Annotated in this window: 19 protein-coding genes; 7 read left to right on the top strand and 12 right to left on the bottom strand. The window is 69.0% G+C overall.

Annotated elements, in window-relative coordinates; all coding sequences use genetic code 11:
* Positions 1–3: 3 nt before the first annotated feature.
* From BKA10_RS13765 to BKA10_RS13780, 4 genes are read right to left on the bottom strand one after another with little or no spacing between them, the layout of a single operon-like run.
* Complete coding sequence (locus BKA10_RS13765) at positions 4–996, bottom strand: VOC family protein (protein WP_183500485.1); 993 nt, start codon at positions 994–996, stop codon at positions 4–6.
* Between the two features lie 28 nt (positions 997–1,024).
* Complete coding sequence (locus tag BKA10_RS13770; protein ID WP_248199248.1) at positions 1,025–2,143, bottom strand: PrpF domain-containing protein; 1,119 nt, start codon at positions 2,141–2,143, stop codon at positions 1,025–1,027.
* On the bottom strand, positions 2,136–2,837 hold the full coding sequence (locus BKA10_RS13775) for a 4-carboxy-4-hydroxy-2-oxoadipate aldolase/oxaloacetate decarboxylase (protein WP_183500486.1): 702 nt from the start codon (positions 2,835–2,837) through the stop codon (positions 2,136–2,138). Before BKA10_RS13775 ends, BKA10_RS13770 begins: the two co-directional genes overlap by 8 nt.
* The gene (locus tag BKA10_RS13780) at positions 2,834–3,577 is read right to left on the bottom strand and encodes a PIG-L deacetylase family protein (protein WP_345048218.1); all 744 of its coding nucleotides are present in this window, start codon (positions 3,575–3,577) and stop codon (positions 2,834–2,836) included. The genes BKA10_RS13775 and BKA10_RS13780 overlap by 4 nt, the downstream gene beginning before the upstream one ends.
* 154 nt (positions 3,578–3,731) lie before the next feature.
* Here BKA10_RS13780 and ligM (BKA10_RS13785) point away from each other — a divergent pair, with 154 nt between their 5' ends.
* Positions 3,732–5,138, top strand: a complete 1,407-nt coding sequence (ligM, locus tag BKA10_RS13785; RefSeq protein ID WP_183500488.1) for a vanillate/3-O-methylgallate O-demethylase — start codon at positions 3,732–3,734, stop codon at positions 5,136–5,138.
* A 174-nt stretch (positions 5,139–5,312) separates the two neighbouring features.
* Here ligM (BKA10_RS13785) and BKA10_RS13790 read toward each other — a convergent pair whose 3' ends face one another.
* From BKA10_RS13790 to BKA10_RS13800, 3 genes are read right to left on the bottom strand one after another with little or no spacing between them, the layout of a single operon-like run.
* The gene (locus BKA10_RS13790) at positions 5,313–6,089 is read right to left on the bottom strand and encodes a DUF1932 domain-containing protein (RefSeq protein WP_183500489.1); all 777 of its coding nucleotides are present in this window, start codon (positions 6,087–6,089) and stop codon (positions 5,313–5,315) included.
* A gap of 8 nt (positions 6,090–6,097) precedes the next feature.
* Positions 6,098–6,967 carry an IclR family transcriptional regulator domain-containing protein gene (locus BKA10_RS13795; RefSeq protein WP_183500490.1) on the bottom strand — a complete coding sequence of 290 codons (870 nt, stop codon included), beginning with the start codon at positions 6,965–6,967 and terminating at the stop codon, positions 6,098–6,100.
* Positions 6,968–7,008: 41 nt separating this feature from the next.
* Complete coding sequence (locus BKA10_RS13800; RefSeq protein ID WP_183500491.1) at positions 7,009–8,379, bottom strand: aminomethyl transferase family protein; 1,371 nt, start codon at positions 8,377–8,379, stop codon at positions 7,009–7,011.
* A 256-nt stretch (positions 8,380–8,635) separates the two neighbouring features.
* Here BKA10_RS13800 and BKA10_RS13805 point away from each other — a divergent pair, with 256 nt between their 5' ends.
* The 5 genes from BKA10_RS13805 to BKA10_RS13825 are packed head-to-tail and all read left to right on the top strand — an operon-like array spanning position 8,636 to position 13,331.
* Positions 8,636–9,418: an ABC transporter ATP-binding protein gene (locus tag BKA10_RS13805; RefSeq protein WP_183500492.1), complete on the top strand. Its 783-nt coding sequence runs from the start codon at positions 8,636–8,638 to the stop codon at positions 9,416–9,418.
* A complete protein-coding gene (locus tag BKA10_RS13810; RefSeq protein WP_183500493.1) occupies positions 9,405–10,115 on the top strand; it encodes an ABC transporter ATP-binding protein in 711 nt (236 codons plus the stop codon). Before BKA10_RS13805 ends, BKA10_RS13810 begins: the two co-directional genes overlap by 14 nt.
* A gap of 5 nt (positions 10,116–10,120) precedes the next feature.
* Positions 10,121–11,002, top strand: a complete 882-nt coding sequence (locus BKA10_RS13815) for a branched-chain amino acid ABC transporter permease (RefSeq protein WP_183500494.1) — start codon at positions 10,121–10,123, stop codon at positions 11,000–11,002.
* Positions 11,002–12,066, top strand: a complete 1,065-nt coding sequence (locus BKA10_RS13820) for a branched-chain amino acid ABC transporter permease (RefSeq protein ID WP_183500495.1) — start codon at positions 11,002–11,004, stop codon at positions 12,064–12,066. Before BKA10_RS13815 ends, BKA10_RS13820 begins: the two co-directional genes overlap by 1 nt.
* Positions 12,067–12,068: 2 nt before the next feature.
* Complete coding sequence (locus tag BKA10_RS13825) at positions 12,069–13,331, top strand: ABC transporter substrate-binding protein (RefSeq protein ID WP_241740146.1); 1,263 nt, start codon at positions 12,069–12,071, stop codon at positions 13,329–13,331.
* A gap of 241 nt (positions 13,332–13,572) precedes the next feature.
* On the opposite strand, the gene BKA10_RS13830 is transcribed toward BKA10_RS13825, so the two are convergent.
* Positions 13,573–14,238: a GntR family transcriptional regulator gene (locus tag BKA10_RS13830; RefSeq protein ID WP_183500497.1), complete on the bottom strand. Its 666-nt coding sequence runs from the start codon at positions 14,236–14,238 to the stop codon at positions 13,573–13,575.
* A 151-nt stretch (positions 14,239–14,389) separates the two neighbouring features.
* On the opposite strand from BKA10_RS13830, the gene BKA10_RS13835 reads away from it, so the two are divergent.
* Positions 14,390–15,889: an aldehyde dehydrogenase family protein gene (locus BKA10_RS13835; RefSeq protein WP_183500498.1), complete on the top strand. Its 1,500-nt coding sequence runs from the start codon at positions 14,390–14,392 to the stop codon at positions 15,887–15,889.
* A 344-nt stretch (positions 15,890–16,233) separates the two neighbouring features.
* Here BKA10_RS13835 and BKA10_RS13840 read toward each other — a convergent pair whose 3' ends face one another.
* The 4 genes from BKA10_RS13840 to BKA10_RS13855 form a co-directional block, all read right to left on the bottom strand.
* Entirely contained in the window at positions 16,234–16,815 is a 582-nt protein-coding gene (locus BKA10_RS13840) for a PadR family transcriptional regulator (protein ID WP_183500499.1), read from the bottom strand.
* 77 nt (positions 16,816–16,892) lie between these two features.
* On the bottom strand, positions 16,893–18,299 hold the full coding sequence (gene ligM / locus BKA10_RS13845; protein ID WP_183500500.1) for a vanillate/3-O-methylgallate O-demethylase: 1,407 nt from the start codon (positions 18,297–18,299) through the stop codon (positions 16,893–16,895).
* Positions 18,300–18,339: 40 nt separating this feature from the next.
* Positions 18,340–19,215 carry a formyltetrahydrofolate deformylase gene (gene purU / locus BKA10_RS13850; RefSeq protein ID WP_183500501.1) on the bottom strand — a complete coding sequence of 292 codons (876 nt, stop codon included), beginning with the start codon at positions 19,213–19,215 and terminating at the stop codon, positions 18,340–18,342.
* Between the two features lie 10 nt (positions 19,216–19,225).
* Positions 19,226–20,032: a methylenetetrahydrofolate reductase gene (locus BKA10_RS13855; protein WP_183501220.1), complete on the bottom strand. Its 807-nt coding sequence runs from the start codon at positions 20,030–20,032 to the stop codon at positions 19,226–19,228.
* Positions 20,033–20,066: the final 34 nt, after the last annotated feature.

The following is a 20,066-nucleotide window of genomic DNA, read 5'->3' on the forward strand; positions in this document are numbered from 1 at the left end:
GGGTCAGTGCCCCTCGAGGGCCTTGCGGTCGATCTCCTCCTGGTTCGCCACGAACGGCGTGCCGTGCGTGTGGAACGTCGCGACCGTCTTCATCCCCCAGGCCTGACCCTTCGCGCGCTCGGCCTGGCTCCACTCGACGACCGGCCAGTCGGGGTCCAGCAGCAGCCGCGCCTGTGCGTTCGCGAACTCGATGCGGTTGCCGCCCGGCTCCCACACGTACAGGAAGAACGTCTGGTTGATGGCGTGCTTGTAGGGCCCGTACTCGATGTAGATGCCGTTCTCGAGGCAGATGTCGGCGGCTTTGAGGATGTCCTCTCGCGAGTCGGGCGCGAACGCGAAGTGGTGGAAGCGCCCGCGCTCGCCGGTCCAGTCGTCGGAGTACACGACGTCGTACGACTTCTGGTGGAACCGGAACCACCACGCGCCGTAACGGCCGTCATCGAGCCGCACGCGCTCGGACTCGCGGGCGAACATCACATCGCGCCAGAACTCACCGGCTTTGTTCACGTCTGAGGCCAGGTAGTTGATGTGGTCCATGCGGCGCGCGTTGATGCCGCGGCCGGGGTAGGCCGAGGCCTGGTTCTTCAGGGCCGGGCGGTCGTCGTCGTCGGGCACGTAGTGCTCGGTGTCGTAGTAGATGCCCATGAGGTGCCCGTCCGGGTCCTCGAACTCGTACGACCGGCCGACCCCGACCTCGGGGTCGCGCCAGCCGTGGCCGAGTCCGGCGGCCTCGATCGCGGCGACGCGCCGCTGCAGCGCGTCCTCGCTGGTCGCCCGGAAGAGCGTGCGGCCGACGCCGTTGGTGTGGGATGCCGTGAGTTTGAGCGTGTAGAGCTGATACTCGTCCCAGCAGCGCAGATACGAGGAGTCGCCGATGCGCGCCACTTCGCGCATCGCGCAGATGTCGCGGAAGAAGTGGAGGCTCTCGTCGAACTTCGGGGTGAACAGCTCGACGCCGCCGATGTGGGCGAGATCGAAGTTCTCGGTTACGGCCATGGTGGTGTCCTCTCTGACATGGTGGATGCTACAGCCGGGGCCGGGGGAAGACCCGGCCGTCGAAGATCTTGCGGGCGGTGCGCAGCGACAGGGACGCCGCTCGCCAGGCGCCGTCGGCACCGCGCCAGACGCGGACATCGGCGGGGAACACGCCGCTCGGGTGCTCGATGAGGGTCGGTCCGTCGTCTTCGCCGCCGGTCGTGTCGTCTTCGCCGCGCGGCCGGCCGCCGTCGGACAGCCGGGCGAGATCAGCGCCGACGGCGCCGGGAATGCGGATCCCGGCTGCGACCGATGCGGCCATGAGCACGCCGATCGAGGTGTGAACCCGATGCGGGATGAACCCGCGGGCCGCGATCGCGCCGCCGCCGCGAGGCGGGGCGAGCAGGAACATCTTCGGAACCGTCTGGGCGCTCACATCGCCCAGTCCCATCAGCGGGCCGGCCGCGAGGCGCACCCGTTCGACCTGTGCGACGAGATCGGCGCGCTCCTCGAGCTCGGTGGGAGTCTCGGTGCCGTCGACGCCGAACTCACCGGCATCCATCAGCACCACCGGCATGCCGTTGTCGATGAGCGTGACACGGTGGCCGGCGACCTCGTCGGTGACGTTGCCGGTCGGCAGCAGCGACTTGCCGGGCGCGGCCGCGAGCTCGAGGTCGATGGGGCAGGCCCGCCCGGGCACCCCGTCGATGAGTGCTTCGCCGTCGTAGTCGACGCGGCCGCCGGGCGTGGCGAAGGTCGCCGTGGCGATGTCGCCGGTGTTCACAAGGCGGATGCGGAGAGTCGTGGTCGTTCCGGATGCCGCGACCAGTCCGCGCTCGACGGCGAACGGTCCGACGCCGGCGAGCAGATTGCCGCAGGTCTGCGCCGTGCTCACAACCGGCGCGTCCACGACGACCTGCAGGAACAGGTAATCTACGTCGATGCCCGGCTCGCCCGAGCGGCTCACGATCGCGACCTTGCTGGTCAGCGGGTGCGCGCCGCCGAGCCCGTCGATCTGCGTCGGATCGGGGCTGCCCATGACCCGCAGCAGCAGGTCGTCGCGCTCGGCCGGGTCCTCCGGCACGTCCTCGGCGAGGAAGTACGCGCCCTTCGACGTGCCGCCGCGCGTGAGCATGCACGCAATGCCGTCGCGGACTGGATCAGCCACGGTCGTACTCGGCCTGAGTGATGTAGCGCACCCCGAGCTCCTCGAGCAACGGACGCAGGCCCTTGCGGTCGAGGCTCAGCTGCTGCCCGCTGCCGTACGCGGCCCGGTCGGCGTCTTCCTTCGCGACGCGGGCGTCGGCGCCGGCGAGGGCCGCGTCGACCTGCAGCCGGGGAACGATGACGACGCCGTCGTCGTCGGCGATGACGACGTCACCGGGGCGCACGCGCGCGCCGTCGATGACGACGGGGACGTTCACCGATCCGCCGGTGGCCTTCACCGAGCCCTGGGCGAACACGGCTGCCGACCAGGCCGGGAAGCCCATCTCGCGCAGGTCGGCGATGTCGCGCACGCCGGTCGTGGTCACGATGCCGCGCACGCCGCGCGCCTTCAGCGCGCTGGCGAACAGGTCGCCGAACAGGCCGTCGCGGTTGGGGGAGGTCGTGGTGACCACCAGCACATCGCCCGCCTGACACTGCTCGATCGCCGCGTGGATCATGAGGTTGTCGCCCGGCCAGTTGAGCACCGTCACGGCCGATCCGGCGATGCGCGCCCCGTCCTGGATCGGCCGGATCGACGGCCCCACCAGTCCGGTGCGGCCCATGGCCTCATGCACCGTCGCGACGCCGTGCCCGGCCAGCCGGTCGATCACCCCGGCATCGGCCCGCACGATGTCGGTGACGATGACGCCGCTCATCTCAGGACGTCCGTCACCTGCGGGTAGTACCGCATGTATGCCTCGCCCATCGTCTCGTGCGCGAGGCCCAGGTTGGCGGCCGCATTGCGCTTGACCTGCACGCCGCGCCGCACGGCGAGGTCGGTGTAGTAAGTCCACATGTGCTTCTGGGCCGGCAGGCATTCCATCGCGGCGCGCTTGGCGGGGAACGCCGCGGTGATGTCGAGCAGCACGTTGGGCTTGAAGTCGCATTGCTCGCTCTGGTGCGGTTCGAAGAAGAACACCGGCGGCGCGCCGATGATGTCCTCCTTCGACGGGAAGGAACCGTCGGAGTTCGCGACCCCGATCGCCTGCGCCAGGACGCGGGCTTGCAGCGCCATGCGCGCGGCGGCCGGGTGGTCGCCGTTGTACGGATCGAGGAGCGGATGCGTCAGCACGACGTCGGGCTGGGTACGGCGGAACACGTCGACGAGTTTCGCGACCGCTTCCGGCGATTCGATCAGCGGGTAGTCGCCGAGGTCGAGGAATTCGATCTCGGCCCCCAGGGCGGATGCCGCGGCCTCGGCCTCGCCGCGCCGGATCGCCTTGATCTCGTCGAGCCCCTTGCCGGCGAGCCACTGACTGGCCGACTCGCCCCGCTCGCCGTATGACAGGCACGCGATCACGGCGCGCTCACCGCGCTGCGTCGCGGCGGCGATGGCGCCGCCCGCGCGCCACACGAAGTCGCCCGCATGGGCGCTGACGACCAGCAGGGTAGGCACAGAGCTCGACATTCCTCCAGCGAACCACACCGCGCCGGAAATGGTCAAGATTTTGTCAACAATCTTGGTGGAATCACATTTCCCTCTGGACATAGTGAAATTGCGGCTCTACCATCGGCAATGAACCCACTGACAAGGAAGTCGAGGATCGTCCATGGCCGAGAACCTCCAGCAACTGCTCGATGAGAAGGGCGACACCGTCCGGATGCTGCGTGATTCGCAGCTGGGCACCTACATCTACCCGGTCGTCCCGGCCGAGTTCACCAACTGGCGTCGCGAGCAGAAGGCATGGCGTGACACCGCCGTGCTCTACGACCAGACGCACCACATGGTGAACTTCTTTATCTCGGGCCCGGACGCGATCAAGCTGGTCAGCGACACCGGCATCAACAGCTTCGCGAACTTCCCGGTCGACACCGCCAAGCAGTTCGTGCCCACGGCATCCAATGGAGGAGTGATCGGCGACGGCATCCTCTTCCGCGAAGCCGAGGACGAGCTGGTGTACGTCGGCCGGGCTCCGGCGGCGAACTGGCTGCAGTTCCACGCGGAGACCGGCGGCTACGACGTCCAGACCCGGTACGACGACCGCTCGCCCTCGCGCCCGTACGGACAGGCCGTGAACCGCGAGTACTACCGGTTCCAGATCCAGGGCCCCCACGCGTGGGCCATCATCGAGAAGCTCGCCGGGGGACCGGTCGAGCGCGTGAAGTTCTTCCACATGGGCCACACGACGATCGCCGGGTCGCCGGTGCGCACCCTGCGGCACGGGATGGCCGGTGCGCCGGGCCTGGAACTGTGGGGACCGTACGAAGACCACGGCCGGGTGCGCGACGCGATCCTCGAGGCCGGGCGCGAGTTCGGCATCGAGCCGTGCGGGTCGCGCGCCTACTCCTCGAACACGCTCGAGTCGGGCTGGATCCCCTCGCCGCTGCCGGCGATCTACTCGGGCGGCGACATCGAACGCCGCTATCGCGAATGGCTGCCCGCGAACAGCTACGAGGCCATCAACGCCCTCGCCGGCTCGTTCGTGTCGGACAGCATCGACGACTACTACCTCAACCCGTGGGACCTCGGATACGGCTCGTTCGTGAAGTTCGACCACGACTTCATCGGCCGCGAGGCGCTCGAGAAGATCGATCCCGAGACGCAGCGCCGCAAGGTGACCCTCGCGTGGAACGACGACGACCTGGCCGCGATCCTCGCATCGGTGCTCGACCGTGAGGGCCCCGGCTACCAGTTCTTCGACCTGCCCAACGCGAACTACGGGTCGTCGAACTACGACGCGGTGGTGGATGCCGATGGCACGACGATCGGACTCTCCCTGTTCACGGGAGTCACGGCGAACGAGAAGCGCGGCCTGTCACTGGCGACCGTCGACCGAAACGTGCCGATCGGCGCCGAGGTGCGCGTGGTGTGGGGCGAGCCGGACGGCGGCTCGGCCAAGACCACCGTCGAACCGCACGAGCAGTTCGCGGTCCGTGCGATCGTGAGCCCGGTGCCCTATGCCGAGACCGCTCGCCAGGAGTACCACGGCGGCTGGCGCACGGCCGGCGCCGCCTGATCTGCCCGGGCTGCGCCCTCGCGGTCGCTGGTGCGCGATACGCGCCAGTTCCCGGCATCCGCTACGCATATAAGTGGCGCGGATGCCGGGATGTGGCGCGGCGGGTGACGTGGGGCTCCGGGAAGTGGCGCGGATGCCGGGATGTGGCGCGGGCGGGTCGTGGGCGCTCCGCGCTCAGGCGTCCCGAGGCGTGGCGAGCCGTTCGAGCCACTCGAGCGTCGCCCGCGACATATCCGCGGGTGTCCCGAGTGCCTCGAGCGCGGCGACCGCGGCGCGCACCTCGTGGGCGCGGCGCACGGCGTGCTGTCCGGACCCGTCGACCAGGCGCTCGAGCAGGGCGTCGCCGTCGGGTCCGAGCTCGGCGGCGATCTGCCCGCGCAGCCAGTCCTCGGCGCCGATCGCCTGGGCGGCGGTGAGCCCCTCGAGGGTCAGCGCGGCGAGTCCCTTCATGAAGACGCTGCGCAGCAGCCGCAGGCGCGAGGCGTCCCCGGCTGGGCCCTCGAGCACGTCGACCGGCACGCCGAACGGTGCCAGGGCGTCGGCGAGCGTCGTCGCCCCGTCGCCGCTGGCCAGCAGCGGAGTGCGGTGCCCGGCGCGCACGACCGGAGCGAGCACCGCGACGTCGGCCATCAGCACGCCGCGCACGGCGGCCGCGGAGGCGATCCGCTGTTTGACTTCGGGTGCGCCCGAATTGAGGTCCGCGTACACGGCGCCCGCCCGCACGTGCGGCAATGCGTCGTCGGCGATGGATGCCGCGATGTGGCCGGCCACGAGACTGACCACGACGTCGGCTCCGGCCAGAGCCTCCTCGAGCGTCGGCGTCTGGGTCACGGCCGGGTCACCGAGCTCATGGGCCGGATCGTAGCCGCGCACCTCGGCGCCGGCACCCGCCAGACCGCGTGCATAGCGGCTGCCTGCCTCGCCGAGCCCCAGGATCGTGATCGTCGTCATCGCGGCACTCACGATAGTCCCGGGTCGGCCGGGTCGTGCTCGAGGCTCTCGAGGTAGGCGAGCGAGCGTGTCGACCCGCGCATGAGGCGGCGGATGCCGTGGGGCCGCTCGTCGACGTCGGCGCGGTACGCCTCGGCCAGGTCGCGGGTGATGCCGCGCGCGGCGCGGTGCAGCAGTTCCACATACGGCGCCGGCGACGAACCGTCGGTGGGCACGACCACGCCGGCCGCCGCGTACACCGAGCCGTCGGGACCGTGCACCGGCACCGCGATGCCGCGCGACTCGGGATGGATGTGCCCCTCGGTCACCGCCCACCCCTCCGCCCGCACGCGGCGCAGCACGGCCGACAGCTCCGTGCCGGTGCGGATCGTGTGGTCGGTGTAGACGCGGAGGTCGCTCTCGGCGACCGCCGCAATCACCGACGGGTCGGCGTGGGCGAGCAGCACCAGCCCGCTCGACGAGGCGTGCAACGGGATGCGGCCGCCGATCAGGGTGGCATTGACCACGGCATCCGGTGTCGACATGCGCTCGATGAAGAGAACATCGCGCCCGCTGAGCACGCCCAGCTGCACGTGCTGGCGCACGCGCTCGTGCACCGCGCCGAGCCAAGGCCGGGCGATCTCGCGCAGCCCGACCGCGCCGGGCGTGCGGCTGGCGTACTCCCACAGCCGCACCCCGAGCCGGTAGGTGCGATCGGGGAGGCGCTCGAGAAGACCCTCGCGCTCCAGCTCAGCAACCAGGCGGTGCGCCGACGACCTGGCCAGTCCCGCCGACTCGGCGATCTCGCTGAGTGTCAGGAATGGATGCCAGGCGTCGAAGCAGTCGAGCACGCGCAGATGCTTGTGCAGCACCGACTCGCCGGCTGAGCTTCGCGCCACGGCATCCTCCAGGGTGTCGCCGTCATGCTAACGCGACCGTCTCAGCCGTTCGCGCGATACACCGTCCGGGCGAAGTCGTGGTACGGCGCCGGGGCGACAGTGGCACGGATGCGCACCTGCCGGTGCGCGGCGTCGACCGAGCCCTTGCGCGAGATCGGATCCTCGCCCCACACGACCTCGACCTGTTCGCCGTCGGCGATGCCGACGTCGAGCGTCGCCAGCGACATGTAGAGCTGGTCGAACGCGACATAGCCGGCATCCGTCGAGATCCCGACGAGCTCGTCACCCTTGCGGATCTCGTCCATCTGGTAGAGCCCGTACCGCGCCTTCGGGAAGTCGAGGTACTTCGCGGGGATGCCCGGCTCGATCTGGGAGCGGACCACCGCCGCAACGTCGTCGGCGTGCCAGATGAGGGTCACCTTGCGCCGGCGCTGATTCTCGGCGTGCCTCTCGAGCGCAGCGCGGCCGTGGAAGTCGTGGTCGAAACGCACCGATCGGCCGAGGCCCAGGTCGTACGGGGTCATGTAGTAGTCGTGGATGTCGGGCGAGGCCAGCGACCCGCCGATCGACCCGGCGCGGGCGGCGGGCAGCCATTGGCGGTACTCGGCGAAGTCGTCGTCGAAGATCGCCGGGAACGGGGTGGGCACCCAGCCGGACTCGAGTGGCGATGACGAGTACGCCTTCGCCCCCACGCGGCGGATGCCGAACTCGGCACCGGCGGCCATGAGAGCGTCGAGCACGATCTCGTTGTCCTCCCACGGGCCGTAGAACTCGAAGCCGGGCTGCCCCGCCATGCCGTGCCGCAGCGCCTTGACCGGGCGGCCCGCGATCGTGACGTCGCCGATGTGGAAGAACTTGATCTCGGGCGGCGGGCCGCCGAACACCTTGGTCATGACCTCGTTCGCCTGCGGGCCCTGGAGCTCGTACCGGTAGAAGGTCGGCGGACCCTGGCGCATGTGCGAGTTCGCCTCGAGCCGGTGGTGCACGTCCTTGCCGGCCGCTTCGGCTTTCTCGGCGTTGAACCGCACCCAGTCGATCAGGAGGTGGTGCCCGATCAGCACGCGCCCGTCGGGTCCTTCGTCGTTGTAGAACAGGATGCCGTCGCCGATCAGGTAGCCGTCCTTGTTCACCGAGATGAGTTGCTTGGCCACGCCGCGCCGGAAGGTGGCGAACGTGTTCGGCGAGATCGACTCGAGCATCGGGGTCAGGTCATCACCGTGCAGGAACAGCTGCGTCATGTGGTGCGACTGGTCCATGAGCGCAACCGTGGTGTTCCACGCTCGCTGCTCGTCACGCCAGTTCGTGAACTCCGGCGCCACCGGGAAGGTGAAGGCCGGCCAGTTCTGATTGCGCAGCAGCTCGACGGGGCTGCCGGCGCGGGTGATCGCCTCGGCGAGGGACTCGGATGTCATCATCGACCTTCCTATGGTTCGGTTGCGGCCAGCGTAGGACCGGCGACAGCGTGAGGCGCGGAAAATTCCGTTGAACAGAATTTCGGCATCCATCTCGCGATAAAGGAGCCAGGCTGTAACCGGCGCCGGTCACGATCCGGCCACGGCTCGGATGACTCGCACCAAAATCGTTGACAATCCGGCGGGGATTCCGTAACTTCCTGAACACGAGGACGACCCGATTCCTCCATCCACGCGACGACGCGAAAGGTGAGCGATGGCTGCTGAGCTGACCTTGCACGACGTGAGCCTGCACTTCGGTGGCATCAAAGTGCTCCAGGAGGTCGGCTTCACCGTCGAACCCGGCCAGATCTTCGGGCTCGTAGGGCCCAACGGCGCCGGCAAGACGTCGCTGTTCAACTGCATCAGCGGGCACTACCGGCCCTCGAGCGGCAGCATCCGCATCGACGACGTCGAGGTCACCGCCAAGCCCGCGTGGCGCATGTCGCGCCTGGGGCTGGCCCGCACCTTCCAGCACGCGGCGCTGCAGTTGGACAAGACCGTGCTCGAGAACGTCATGCTCGGCGCCCATCCGCGGTTGCGCGGCGGACCCGTGGAATGGTCGCTGCGGCTTCCGTTCACCCGCAACGACGAACGCACGCTGCGCGCGGAAGCGCTCGACCTGCTCGAACGCCTCGACCTCGGCTGGGCCGCACACCGCACGCCCGACGAGCTGTCGCACGGGCTGCACAAGGGCATCGAACTGTCGCGGGCGCTGCTGCTGCGCCCCCGCCTGCTCATGCTCGACGAGCCGGCAGCCGGGCTGCCGCACTCGGAGGTCGACCGGCTCATCGAGCTGATCCGCGGCGTCCGCGACGACTTCGACGTGACCATCGTCGTCGTCGAGCACCACATGGGTCTCATCGCCGCGCTCACCGAGCGTGTCGTCGTGCTCGACCACGGCCGCAAGCTCATGGAGGGGACGGCCGCCGAAGCGCAGTCCGATCCCCGCGTCATCGAGGCGTATATCGGGAAGGACGCGGCTGATGACGCTGCTTGAACTGGAGGACGTCACCGCCTGGTACGGCCCGGTGCAGGTGCTCGACGCGGTCTCGCTGACCGTGCCCGACAACGGTGCGGTGGGCATCCTCGGCGCGAACGGCGCGGGCAAGACCACCACGCTGCGGGCGATCAGCGGCGCCGTGCGCGCCGGCGGTCGCATCACCTTCGAGGGGCGCGACATCCGAGGCATGCGACCCGAGCAGGTGGCGGGGCTCGGCATCGCGCATGTCCCCGAGGGACGCGGCACGCTCGGACAGCTCACGGTGCGCGATAACCTCCGCGTCGGCGCCTACCTGCGTAAGGATCGCCGCGGCGTGGCATCCGACATCGACTACTGTCTCGACCTGTTTCCGCAATTGAAGGACCGCATCTCCTCCAGCGGCGCGGCGCTGTCGGGCGGCGAGCAGCAGATGCTCGCGGTCGCCCGCGCGATCATGGCCAAGCCCACTCTGCTGCTGCTGGACGAGGCCTCACTCGGACTCGCGCCGAGCACGGCGAAGAACGTCTACGAGGCGATCCGGCGGCTGCGGCAGGATTCGGGCATCGCGATGCTCGTGGTCGAGCAGAACGCGAACCTGGCCTTCTCCCTCGTCGACTCCGCGACCGTGCTCGAAGCGGGGCGCAACGTGCTCACCGGTTCCTCGGCGGAACTGCGCGGGATGGACGAGATCCGCCGAGCCTACTTGGGAGGGTGACGGACATGGACACCTTCATCCAATTGGTCGTGGACGGGCTCTCGCTCGGCTCGATCTACGCTGCCCTCGCCCTCGCGATCGTGCTGGTCAACCAGTCGACGGGCCTCATCAACTTCGCACAGGGTGCGATGGCGGTGCTGTCGGCCTACATCGCGTACGTGCTGCTGGGCTGGGGGCTGCCGACGATCCTCGCGATCCTCGGGTCGGTCGTGGTCTCCTTCGTCATCGGCGCGGTCGTGGAGCGCCTGCTGATCCGCAGGTTCGAGGGGGGAGACCCCGACACCGCGGTCGTCGTCACGATCGGTCTGCTGACGCTGTTCACCGGCATCTGCGGGTGGCTGTGGGGCTACAACAACCGGCAGTTCCCGTCGCTGTTCCCCCTGACCACGGTCGACATCTTCGGTGCGGTCATCAGCATCCGGTCGCTCGGAACCACCCTGGTGATCATCGCCATCATGGTGCTGCTGCAGGTCATGTTCCTGGGCACGAAGCTCGGCCTGGCACTGCGTGCGGTCTCGGTCAACCCGCAGTCGGCGTCGCTCTCCGGGCTGCCGGTCGGGCGTCTCCTGATGGTCGGCTGGGGTCTGGCTGCCGCCCTCGGCGCCGTCGCGGGCGCGCTCGTGGCCCCGCAGCTGACGCTGACGCCCGGCATGATGGACACCGCCCTCGTCTACGCGCTCGCCGCCGTCATCATCGGCGGCCTCAACAGTCCCATGGGGGCTGTGGTCGCGGCCTGGGGGATCGGCGTGCTCGAGAACCTCGCGGCCGTGTACGTGCCCTTCATCGGGCATGACCTCAAGATCGCGGTGCCGTTCCTGATCCTGTTCGTCGTGCTGCTGGTGCGGCCCCAAGGCCTGTTCGGGCGGAAGGTCGTGGTGCGCGTCTGATGAACCAGGTCACAAAGCTCTTGCAGAACGGCTGGGTGCGGCTCGCGGTCGGCGTCGTCGTGGCGGCGATCCTCGTGATCCTGCCGCTCGTGCTGCCCGTGTTCGCGAACCAGACGCTCACGCGGATCGGCGTCTATGCCGTCGCCGTGCTGGGCCTCAACATCATCATGGGTTACTCCGGGCAGGTCATGCTCGGGCAGATCTTCTTCCTCGGTGTCGGCGCGTACGTCACCGCGTACGGCGTCGGAAACGACTGGAACGTCGTCGTCGTCTTCCTCGCGGCGTGTGTCATCCCCGGCATCCTCGGCCTCATCATCGCGCTGGCCGCCGCACGACTGGGCGGACTCGCGATCGCGATGGTCACCATCGCGCTGCCCATCATCGGCGTACCCCTGGCCAAGCGGCTCTCCGACCTCACCGGGGGGTCGCAGGGCGTGTCCGCGCGCTTCTCCTCGGCGCCGGAGTGGACCGGCCTCGACAACGACCAGTGGCAGTACTACATAGTCGTCGGCATCGCCGCCGTCGCCTTCGTACTCGCCTTCAACCTCGTGCGCGGCAAGTACGGCCGGGCGATGGCCATCGTGCGCGACAACGAGTCGGTCGCCCGGTCCATGGGCATCTCGCCCTACCGCTACAAGGTGATGGCCTTCACCGTCGCGTCGATCTTCGGCGGCGTGAGCGGCTTCCTCTACATGGTCGCCGTGCAGTACACCTCGCCCGAGACCATGAGCTTCCATCACTCGATCAGCCTGCTGGCGGCGATGGTCGTCGGCGGGGCGGCGAGTATCGCCGGCTCTCTCATCGGCGGTGCGTACTACGTGCTCGTGCCGCAGGTCACCAACGCGATCGACCCGACGATCACCGCGATCAGCCAGGGCATCATCCTCGTCGCCGTGCTGTTCGTGCTGCCCGGCGGAATCGTGTCCCTGCCCCGCGTCATCCGTCGGCTGCTGCGCCGGCGCGGCACGCCGGGCGCGGCATCCACCCAGACCACTCCGCCCCCGAGCCGCGACGCGGCACCGACGACGGAGGGACCAGAAACAGAGAGGCAAGGTCAGGCATGAGAATGCACAGAAGTGTGAAAGGCGCCGTCGGCATCGTCGCTATGGCGTCGGCTGTCGCACTCGTCGTCTCCGGCTGCGCGCGCGGCGGTGACGACGGCGACACCGGCGACGATGGCGAGGTCACGGCCAGCCCCGGCATCACCGACACCGAGCTCAGCTTCGGCATCACGAGTCCGCTGACCGGTCCGACGGCCGGCCCGGGCAACTGCACCGCCGACGGCGCGCTCGCCTATTTCGGCGTCAAGAACGCCGAAGGCGGCATCGAGTTCGGGGACGGCAAGACGCGCACCATCGAGATCACCACCTACGACGACACCTACGACCCGCAGAAGGCGCTGTCGAACTTCCAGCAGATGGTCGCCGACGACGTGTTCGCCGCCGGCATCGGCCTCGGTACGCCCACCAACCGCGCCTGGCGCGAAGCGGCGATCGACGAAGAGGTGCCGCAGGTGCTCGTCATGACCGGCGACCCGCTGTTCAGCGATGTGGAGGAGAGCCCGTGGCAGCTCGGCCTCGTGCCGACCTACATGCAGGAGGGCGCGGCGTTCGGTGAGCTGCTGGTCGCCTCGGGTGAGCCGCACAAGGTGGCGATCCTGTCACAGAACGACGACTACGGCGACGGCTACGTCGAAGGCTTCAAGGAGGCCATCGGCGACGCCGACAACATCGAGGTGGTCGGCGAGCTGACCTACGAGGCGACCGACACGAGCGTCGACGCGCAGCTCACCGAGCTGGCCGGCACCGACGCCGACGTGTTCTTCAACGCGATGTCGATCACGCCGCTGGTGATCTCGTCGCTGCAGAAGGCGCAGCAGCTGAGCTGGCTGCCCAGCTGGTTCCTGCCGTCGAACACGTCCAGCCCGGTGGCGATCCTCGAGCCCGGTGGCGGCGCCGCCTTCCCCGGCATCTACACCGTCGCCTTCTCCGAGTCGGCCGCGAGCCCGGCCTTCCAGGAGAGCGAAGAGGGCGCCGCGTTCCTCGACGCACTCGGTGAGTACACCAACCAGGACGGTGTCCCCGGCTTCCCGCACTGCGTGTGGAGCTGGATCGGGGCATCCGTGCTCGAAGAGGCGTTCACGAAGATGGAGGAGCCGACGCGCGAGAGCTTCATGGAAGCCCTGCGCAGCATCTCCGACTTCGACGCGCCGTTCATGCTGCCCGGTGCGGCCATCGACACGACCACCGACGGCACCCCCGCGGTGTCGGAGGTCGTCGTGCAGAAGTACAACGGCAAGGGATACGCGACGGCCGAGAACTTCGGCTGATCGATCGATCCTCGGGGGCGGTTCGCGCGAGCGGGCCGCCCTCCGGCGTCCGTGGGCAGTGGATGCCGCACCGCGGCCGGTCGGGTCGACCTCAGCCGAGGGGCGGCCCGCAGGTCGGGATCGCACGAAACGTCGGTGATGGATGCCGCGGGACGGCGTGTCCTGCGATCTCGGCTTCCGCAGGTGTGGCGCGGACGGGCCCTGGCGCCCGGCGAGCCGGCCGCCACGCGGCATCCGGAACTCAGTCGAGTGTGCGGAGCACGTCGATGATGCCGAGCAGATGCGCCCGCGTCGCGGCGGCGGCGGCCTCAGGGTCGCGGCCGAGCACCCCGTCGATGATCGCGACGTGCTCACCGAGTGACACCGCGGCCCGGCCGGCGACGAAGCTCAGCCGGAACTGGTGCCGCGCCGACTGCGCACGCAGGCGCTCGAGCAGCTGGGTCGCAGTGGCGTGGCCGCTGAGCTCGCGGATCTGCCGGTCCATCTCCTGGTTGAGGCTCGCGTAGGCCATCAGATCGCCCCGTCCGACGGCATCCTCCAGATCGCGGCGGATGGCGCGCAGCTGGTCGGCCGCCGTGTCGGTGAGGTGCTCGGCCGCCTTGCTCGCGCACAGCGACTCGAGCCCGATGCGCACCTCGACGATCTCCACGGCCTCGTCGATCGTGATCGACCGCACCCGGGCGCCGCGGTTGGGGAGCCGTTCGACGATGCCCTCGCCGGCCAGGTGCAGCAGCGCAGTGCGCACGGTGGCCCGGCTCGCACCGAACCGGTCGCTCAGGTCGGCTTCGATGAGTCGCTGATGCGGGGCGAACTCGCCGCGCATGATCGCCTCGCGGATGTGCTGGGAGAGATCAGCCGAGCCGTCTTCCGCGGCGGGCTGGGTGGACGTCTGCGTGGCATCCGACATTCGCGTCTCCTCCGGCGTGCATCCGAGCGTTCTCGCCCCAGGATAAGCCGCCGCACCGATTGTGTACGAGATCTGTGATCATTTTGGCGCAACTCTTGAGAGGCGCGCGCGGATGGGGCACGCTGAGAGCACGACCCGACGGAGGAGCCCCATGACTGACACGACCCGCGCAGACACCGGCGTGCGAACCGGCCTCTACATCGGCGGCCAGGAGCGCCATACGACCGACACGCTCACCGTCGCCGACCCCGGCAAGCCCGGCGTGACCGTCGGCCACGCGGCCGCGGCATCCCCCGCCGATGTGGCGGATGCCGTCGCGGCGGCGACGCAGGCCTACCCGGCGTGGGCGGCACTGGGCGCAGCCGAGCGCGCCGCACAGATGGCGCAGGCGATCTCCGGCATCGCGGACGACCGAGACACCGACGCGGCGATCCTCTCGCAGGAGAACGGCAAGATCCGCATGGAGAGCTGGGTCGACGCGCTCGTGTTCGAGATCCGCTGGAATCTTGCGCTCATGCTCGCCGATGAGGTGGATGCCGGCAAGACGCTGCCGGTGATCCCCGGCGCGATCCCCGTTTCGACCGCGGTCAGCTATCAGCCACTGGGCGTGGTGACGATCATCGTGCCGTTCAACTGGCCCATCGCGATCCTGGGGGCGTCGCTGCCCCACGCGCTGCTGGCCGGGAACACCGTCATCGTCAAGCCGCCGCCCTCGACGCCGCTGGCGACCACGCGCGTCGTGCAGCGGGTGGCCGAGAAGCTGCCGCCCGGGGTGCTGAACGTGGTCACCGGGCGTGACGAGGACATGGCGGGCCTCATCGAGAACCCCGACGTGGCGAAGGTGTGCTTCACCGGCAGCGTCAACGGCGGCAAGCGGATCATGGCGATGGCGTCCCACACGCTCACGCGGGTGACGCTGGAGCTCGGCGGCAACGACGCGGCGGTATTCCTCGAGGATGCGATCCTCGACGACGTGCACCTCGACCGGCTGTTCGCCGCGATCTATGACACGACCGGTCAGATCTGCATGAACGCCAAACGCGTCTTCGTGCACCGGTCGCGGCGCGACGAACTGGTCGCCGGCCTCGAGGCCCGTCTGAACCGGGTCACGCTCGGGTACGGGCTCGACGAGGGCACCACGATGGGCCCCCTGCACCAGCCCGCTCAGAAGGCGTTCGTGGACGAGATCATCCAAGAGGCGAAGGATGCCGGCGCCGACGTCCGCGAGTTCGGCGAACTGCCCGGTGGTGACCTGGCCGGCGGCAACTTCGTGCGCCCCGCACTCGTGGTCGACGCCGACCCGCAGCTGCGCGTCGTGACGCAGGAGCAGTTCGGTCCGGTCATCCCGGTGATCGCCTTCGATGACGAGGACGAAGCCGTCGCGCTCGCGAACGACACCTGGGGCGGACTGTGCGGCTCGGTGTGGACCGCATCGCCCGAGGCCGCGCGGCGGGTGGGCTCGCAGCTGGTCTGCGGCTACGTCTGGGTCAACGACCACGGCGCGACCCGGCTCGACCTGCGGGCGCCGTTCGGCGGCATGAAGTCGTCGGGCTTCGGGCGCGAGCAGGGCATCGAGGGCGTGCGGGCGTTCCAGGACACCCGGTCCATCGCGACCATCGACCCCGAGGCGCTCGCCGGCATGGCCCACTGAACTGTTGCGGCGTGGCGCGCGCTTCAGTTGGCGCCCCCGCCGGGAACGCCGCGAGAGTTTCCGGCGTTTGCGCCCACTTTGAGTGGGAGAGTCTGAAGAAGGGATGTCAGGCGCTTCAGTTGGCGCTCGGGCCGGGAACTCCGCGATAGTTTCCGGCGTTCGCGCCCACTATGTGATGGGCGCGAATTCTCAGTTGGCGCCCCGCCGGGAACTCCGCGATAGTTTCCGGCGTTCGCGCCCACTTTGAGTGGAGAGTCTGAAACAAGGGGATGTCAGAGACGCGTGGAGGCCAGGCGCGCGGGGTCAGCGCTCGACGCGGACGACGAGCTCGTGTGCGCCGGGCCTCAGCCCTCGATGCGATCGACGAGCTCGAGGCCGCGCCGGGCCCAGTCGATCTCGGTGCGGGCGCGCTCGGCCAGGCCCTCGTACGTGAACCTCTTGTAAGCGATCGTGCGTTCGCGGTTGGCGGGCGGAGTGACCGACAGGCGGCGGGAGAGCATCGTGCTGCTCATCAGCTCGATGGCGTCGAGCTGCCCCTGGAACTGGGCCAGCTCGTCTTCCCAGACGGCGATGTGGCGTGTCAGGAACTCGCGCGCGGCCTCGGGGGTCGTCGTCTCGAGGTACGCGGCCCGCAGATGCGCGGGGTCGCGGACGCGCTGGTAGTCCAGCGGCGAGGCCATCCATTCTTCGAACGCCGCGTTGCCGGCATCCGTCACATGGTAGACACGCCGCGTCCCGCGCTCGCCGCGTGCCTGCTCTTCGCCCTCGATGAGTCCGAGCGAGGCCATCTTGCGCAGCTCGGGATAGATCTGCGAGTCGGGGGCGTGCCAGACATGGCCGACCGACTGCGAGAACTGCTTCTGCAGGTCGTAGCCCGACAGTGGGCCGACGCGCAGAATCGCCAGCAGGGCGTAACGCAGACTCATGGGGCTCCTTCCGCCTGAAGAGCGTAGCGAGAACGAGGGGCCCGAGCAGAACCCGGGCCCCTCGAATCGGCGGATGGTCAGTCGTTCTTGTAGCCGGTGCGCCAGCCACCCTGGTAGGTCTGGCGGGCGACCGTCGAGTACGGCACCGGCGAGACGACGACGCGGACCTCGGTCTGCTCGTGCGGCTCGACCGAGGCCTTCGAGGTTCCGCCGTTGGGCTCACCCCAGACGACCTTGAGCTCGGTGCCTTCGGGGACATCGGGGTCGACCGTCGCCAGCGAAAGGCCGCGCCGCTCGTTCGCGCTGTACCCGGTGAACATCGAGAAGCCCACGACGTTGCCGTCGGCATCCACCACCGAGTCGTAGTTCGCCGAGCCGTAGTTTGCCAGCGGCAGGTCGAAGAACTTGTAGTTCGGGCCGTCGACGTTCAGCGGCGAGGCGAGGACCTTGCCGAGGTCTTCGGCATCCCACGCGAGCGTGACCTTCTTGCGCTGCGTGGCGGGGTCGATCTTCTCGAGCGCGTCGCGGCCGATGAAGTCGTGGTCGAACTTGACGAAGTTGCCGTAGCCGAGCTCCCACGGGGTCAGGTAGTAGTCCTCGATGTTGTCCGAGACGAACGAGCCGGCAAGGGTGCCGGTGGCCTCGTAGCTGTCGACGCCGAGCCACTCGCGGTAGCCGCGCTCGGCCTCGCCCGAGTAGATCGCCGGAAGCGGCGAGGGGATCCAGCCCGACTCGAGCGTGTTCGACGGGTAGGCGCGCGACCCGACCGGCACGAGGCCGAACTCGGCGCCCGCCTCGACGACCGCGGTCCAGATGGCATCGTGATCCTCGTACGGGCCCCAGATCTCCAGTCCCGGGGCACCGGCCATGCCGTGGCGCAGGGTACGCACGTCCTTGCCGGCGATCTTCATGGTCGCCATGTTGAAGAACCCGATCTTCTCGAGCGGCCCGCCGTTGAGCTTCTCGATGACCGCCCACGCGTTCGGCCCCTGGATCTGGAAGCGGTAGTACTGCCGCGACACCGCGTGCCCGTACGGGCGCGAGGGCGAGCGACGGTCGACCGAGATGTCGAGGTTCGAGTAGCCGCCGGTCTCGGCGTGATAGAGGAGCCAGTTGGATGCCGGGGCGCGGCCGACGTAGACGTACTCGTCCTCGTCCTGGCGGAACAGGATGCCGTCGCCGATCACGTGGCCGCCCGAGGTGGTGGGCACGTACTGCTTCGCCTTGTTGACGGCGAAGTTCGCGACCGAGTTGATGGCCGTGTCGCTGATGAGCTTGATGGCGTCCGAGCCGTTCAAGAACACGTTGTCCATGTGGTGCGACTGGTCATAGAGCACCGCGGTGTCGCGCCAGGCCTTCTGCTCCTTGATCCAGTTCTGGAAGTCGGCCGGCACGACCGGGTAGATGTACGAGCCGATCTGCGAGTTGCGCAGCAGCTCGACCGGGTTGGTCTGATCGAGCAGCTCTTGAAGGTTGTTCGCCATGGGGAACCTCTCTGTTCGGTGTTCGGTGTTCGGTGGGGTGTCAGTTGAAGACGATGGTGTGGTTGCCGTGCCGGATGACGCGGTCTTGGGCGTGCCATTGCACGGCGCGGGAGAGTACGGCGCGTTCGACGTAGGCGCCGCGGGCTTGGAGGTCGGCGGCGGAGTGTGCGTGGTCGACGCGGGCGACATCCTGCTCGATGATGGGGCCCTCATCGAGGTCCTTCGTCACGTAGTGGGAGGTCGCGCCGATGAGCTTCACGCCGCGCTCCTTCGCCTTGCGGTACGGGGCGGCGCCGATGAAGGCGGGGAGGAACGAGTGGTGGATGTTGATGACGGGCACCCCGACGGCGTCGAGGAAGTCCTCGCTGATGATCTGCATGTAGCGGGCCAGGACGATGAAGTCGACGTTGCCCTGCACCAGTTCGAGGATCTTCGCCTCGGCCTCGGACTTGTCGGGTCCGGCGGAGGGGACGTGGAAGAACGGGATGCCGAACGAGCGGACGTCTTCGGCGGTCTTGGTGTGGTTGGAGATCACCATCGGCACGGTCACCGGCAGTTCGCCGCGGCGGTGCCGCCACAGCAGTTCGAGCAGGCAGTGGTCGGACGTGGAGGCGAGGATCGCCATGCGCTTGGGGACGGACTGGTCGGTGAGTCGCCAGTCCAGGCCCAGCGGCCCCAGGGCCCCCGCCAGGTCGGCCTCGATCTCGGGGACCGCCGCGGTGAGGTCCTGTCGGTGGAAGACGACGCGCTGGAAGAACGCGCCGCCTTCGGGGTTGTCCGAGTACTGGTCGAGGGTGACGATGTTGCCGTGGTTGCGGGTGACCAGCGCGGTGACGGCCGCGACGATGCCGGGCTGGTCGGGGCCGTGCACGATCAGGCAAGCGTGATCGCGGAGCGCTGCGGTGTGGACGGTCATCGGGCCCGCCTCAGGAGTTCGCGTCGACGTAGTCACGGGCCCACTCGGAGGTGGCCAGCAACCCGCCGAAGGTGTAGAAGTGCAGCGACACGTCACCGGATGCCGGGTCCTGGCCGAGCAGGTTCGACAGGTCGCCCACGAACCGGTCGGGGCCGGCGGTGCCCATCAGGTTGGTCAGCGAGAACCCGTACTTCTTTACGATCATCGCGTTCGCACCCACCCCGAACCGGCGGGCGAAGCCGATGAGACGCTTCACCCCGGCTGGTCCCGGGGTGCCCACCCGGATGTGGGTGTCGATGCCGCGGTCGCGGACCGCGCGGATCCACGCGGTGACCGGGTCGGTGTCGAACGCGAACTGGGTGAGGATCACGGCATCCAGCCCCTGCTCTTTCAGGGCCGTCGACTTGTCTTCGAGGTGCCGCCACAGCACGTCGTCCGCGATGTCGGGGTGCCCCTCGGGGTACCCGGCGATCGAGACCTCCTTCACGCCGTAGTCCTGCAGGATGCCGGTGCGGATCACGCTGAGCGAGTCGGGGTATGGTCCCTCGGGCTCGGCCGGGTCACCGCCGACGGCGAACACGTGCTCGGTCGCGCCCACCTCCCGCAGCGCGCCGAGGAACTCCTCCAGCTGGCCCTGCGAGCCGATGCGGCGGGCGGAGATGTGGGGCACGGGGGTGAACCCGAGGTCCTTCACGGCCTTCGCGGCGGCGACGCGCATTTCGAGGTCTTCATTGCCGAGGAAGGTCACGTTGATCTTCGTGCCCTGCGGGATCACGGATGCCGCCTCCTGAAGTCCCGGGATGTCTTTGCCCGTCATCTCGAGCGAGAAGCCGTCGATCAGACGCAGAGCA

This window comes from Microbacterium invictum (assembly GCF_014197265.1).
Classification (GTDB): domain Bacteria; phylum Actinomycetota; class Actinomycetes; order Actinomycetales; family Microbacteriaceae; genus Microbacterium; species Microbacterium invictum.

Excerpts from the sequence above, each read along its gene's own strand:
- BKA10_RS13765 (WP_183500485.1), bottom strand. The coding sequence starts at position 996 with ATGGCCGTAACCGAGAACTTCGATCTCGCCCACATCGGCGGCGTCGAG.
- BKA10_RS13775 (WP_183500486.1), bottom strand. The coding sequence starts at position 2,837 with ATGAGCGGCGTCATCGTCACCGACATCGTGCGGGCCGATGCCGGGGTG.
- ligM (WP_183500488.1), top strand. The coding sequence starts at position 3,732 with ATGGCCGAGAACCTCCAGCAACTGCTCGATGAGAAGGGCGACACCGTC.
- BKA10_RS13790 (WP_183500489.1), bottom strand. The coding sequence starts at position 6,089 with ATGACGACGATCACGATCCTGGGGCTCGGCGAGGCAGGCAGCCGCTAT.
- BKA10_RS13800 (WP_183500491.1), bottom strand. The coding sequence starts at position 8,379 with ATGACATCCGAGTCCCTCGCCGAGGCGATCACCCGCGCCGGCAGCCCC.
- BKA10_RS13805 (WP_183500492.1), top strand. The coding sequence starts at position 8,636 with ATGGCTGCTGAGCTGACCTTGCACGACGTGAGCCTGCACTTCGGTGGC.
- BKA10_RS13810 (WP_183500493.1), top strand. The coding sequence starts at position 9,405 with ATGACGCTGCTTGAACTGGAGGACGTCACCGCCTGGTACGGCCCGGTG.
- BKA10_RS13815 (WP_183500494.1), top strand. The coding sequence starts at position 10,121 with ATGGACACCTTCATCCAATTGGTCGTGGACGGGCTCTCGCTCGGCTCG.
- BKA10_RS13820 (WP_183500495.1), top strand. The coding sequence starts at position 11,002 with ATGAACCAGGTCACAAAGCTCTTGCAGAACGGCTGGGTGCGGCTCGCG.
- BKA10_RS13825 (WP_241740146.1), top strand. The coding sequence starts at position 12,069 with ATGCACAGAAGTGTGAAAGGCGCCGTCGGCATCGTCGCTATGGCGTCG.
- BKA10_RS13830 (WP_183500497.1), bottom strand. The coding sequence starts at position 14,238 with ATGTCGGATGCCACGCAGACGTCCACCCAGCCCGCCGCGGAAGACGGC.
- BKA10_RS13835 (WP_183500498.1), top strand. The coding sequence starts at position 14,390 with ATGACTGACACGACCCGCGCAGACACCGGCGTGCGAACCGGCCTCTAC.
- BKA10_RS13840 (WP_183500499.1), bottom strand. The coding sequence starts at position 16,815 with ATGAGTCTGCGTTACGCCCTGCTGGCGATTCTGCGCGTCGGCCCACTG.
- ligM (WP_183500500.1), bottom strand. The coding sequence starts at position 18,299 with ATGGCGAACAACCTTCAAGAGCTGCTCGATCAGACCAACCCGGTCGAG.
- purU (WP_183500501.1), bottom strand. The coding sequence starts at position 19,215 with ATGACCGTCCACACCGCAGCGCTCCGCGATCACGCTTGCCTGATCGTG.
- BKA10_RS13855 (WP_183501220.1), bottom strand. The coding sequence starts at position 20,032 with ATGACGGGCAAAGACATCCCGGGACTTCAGGAGGCGGCATCCGTGATC.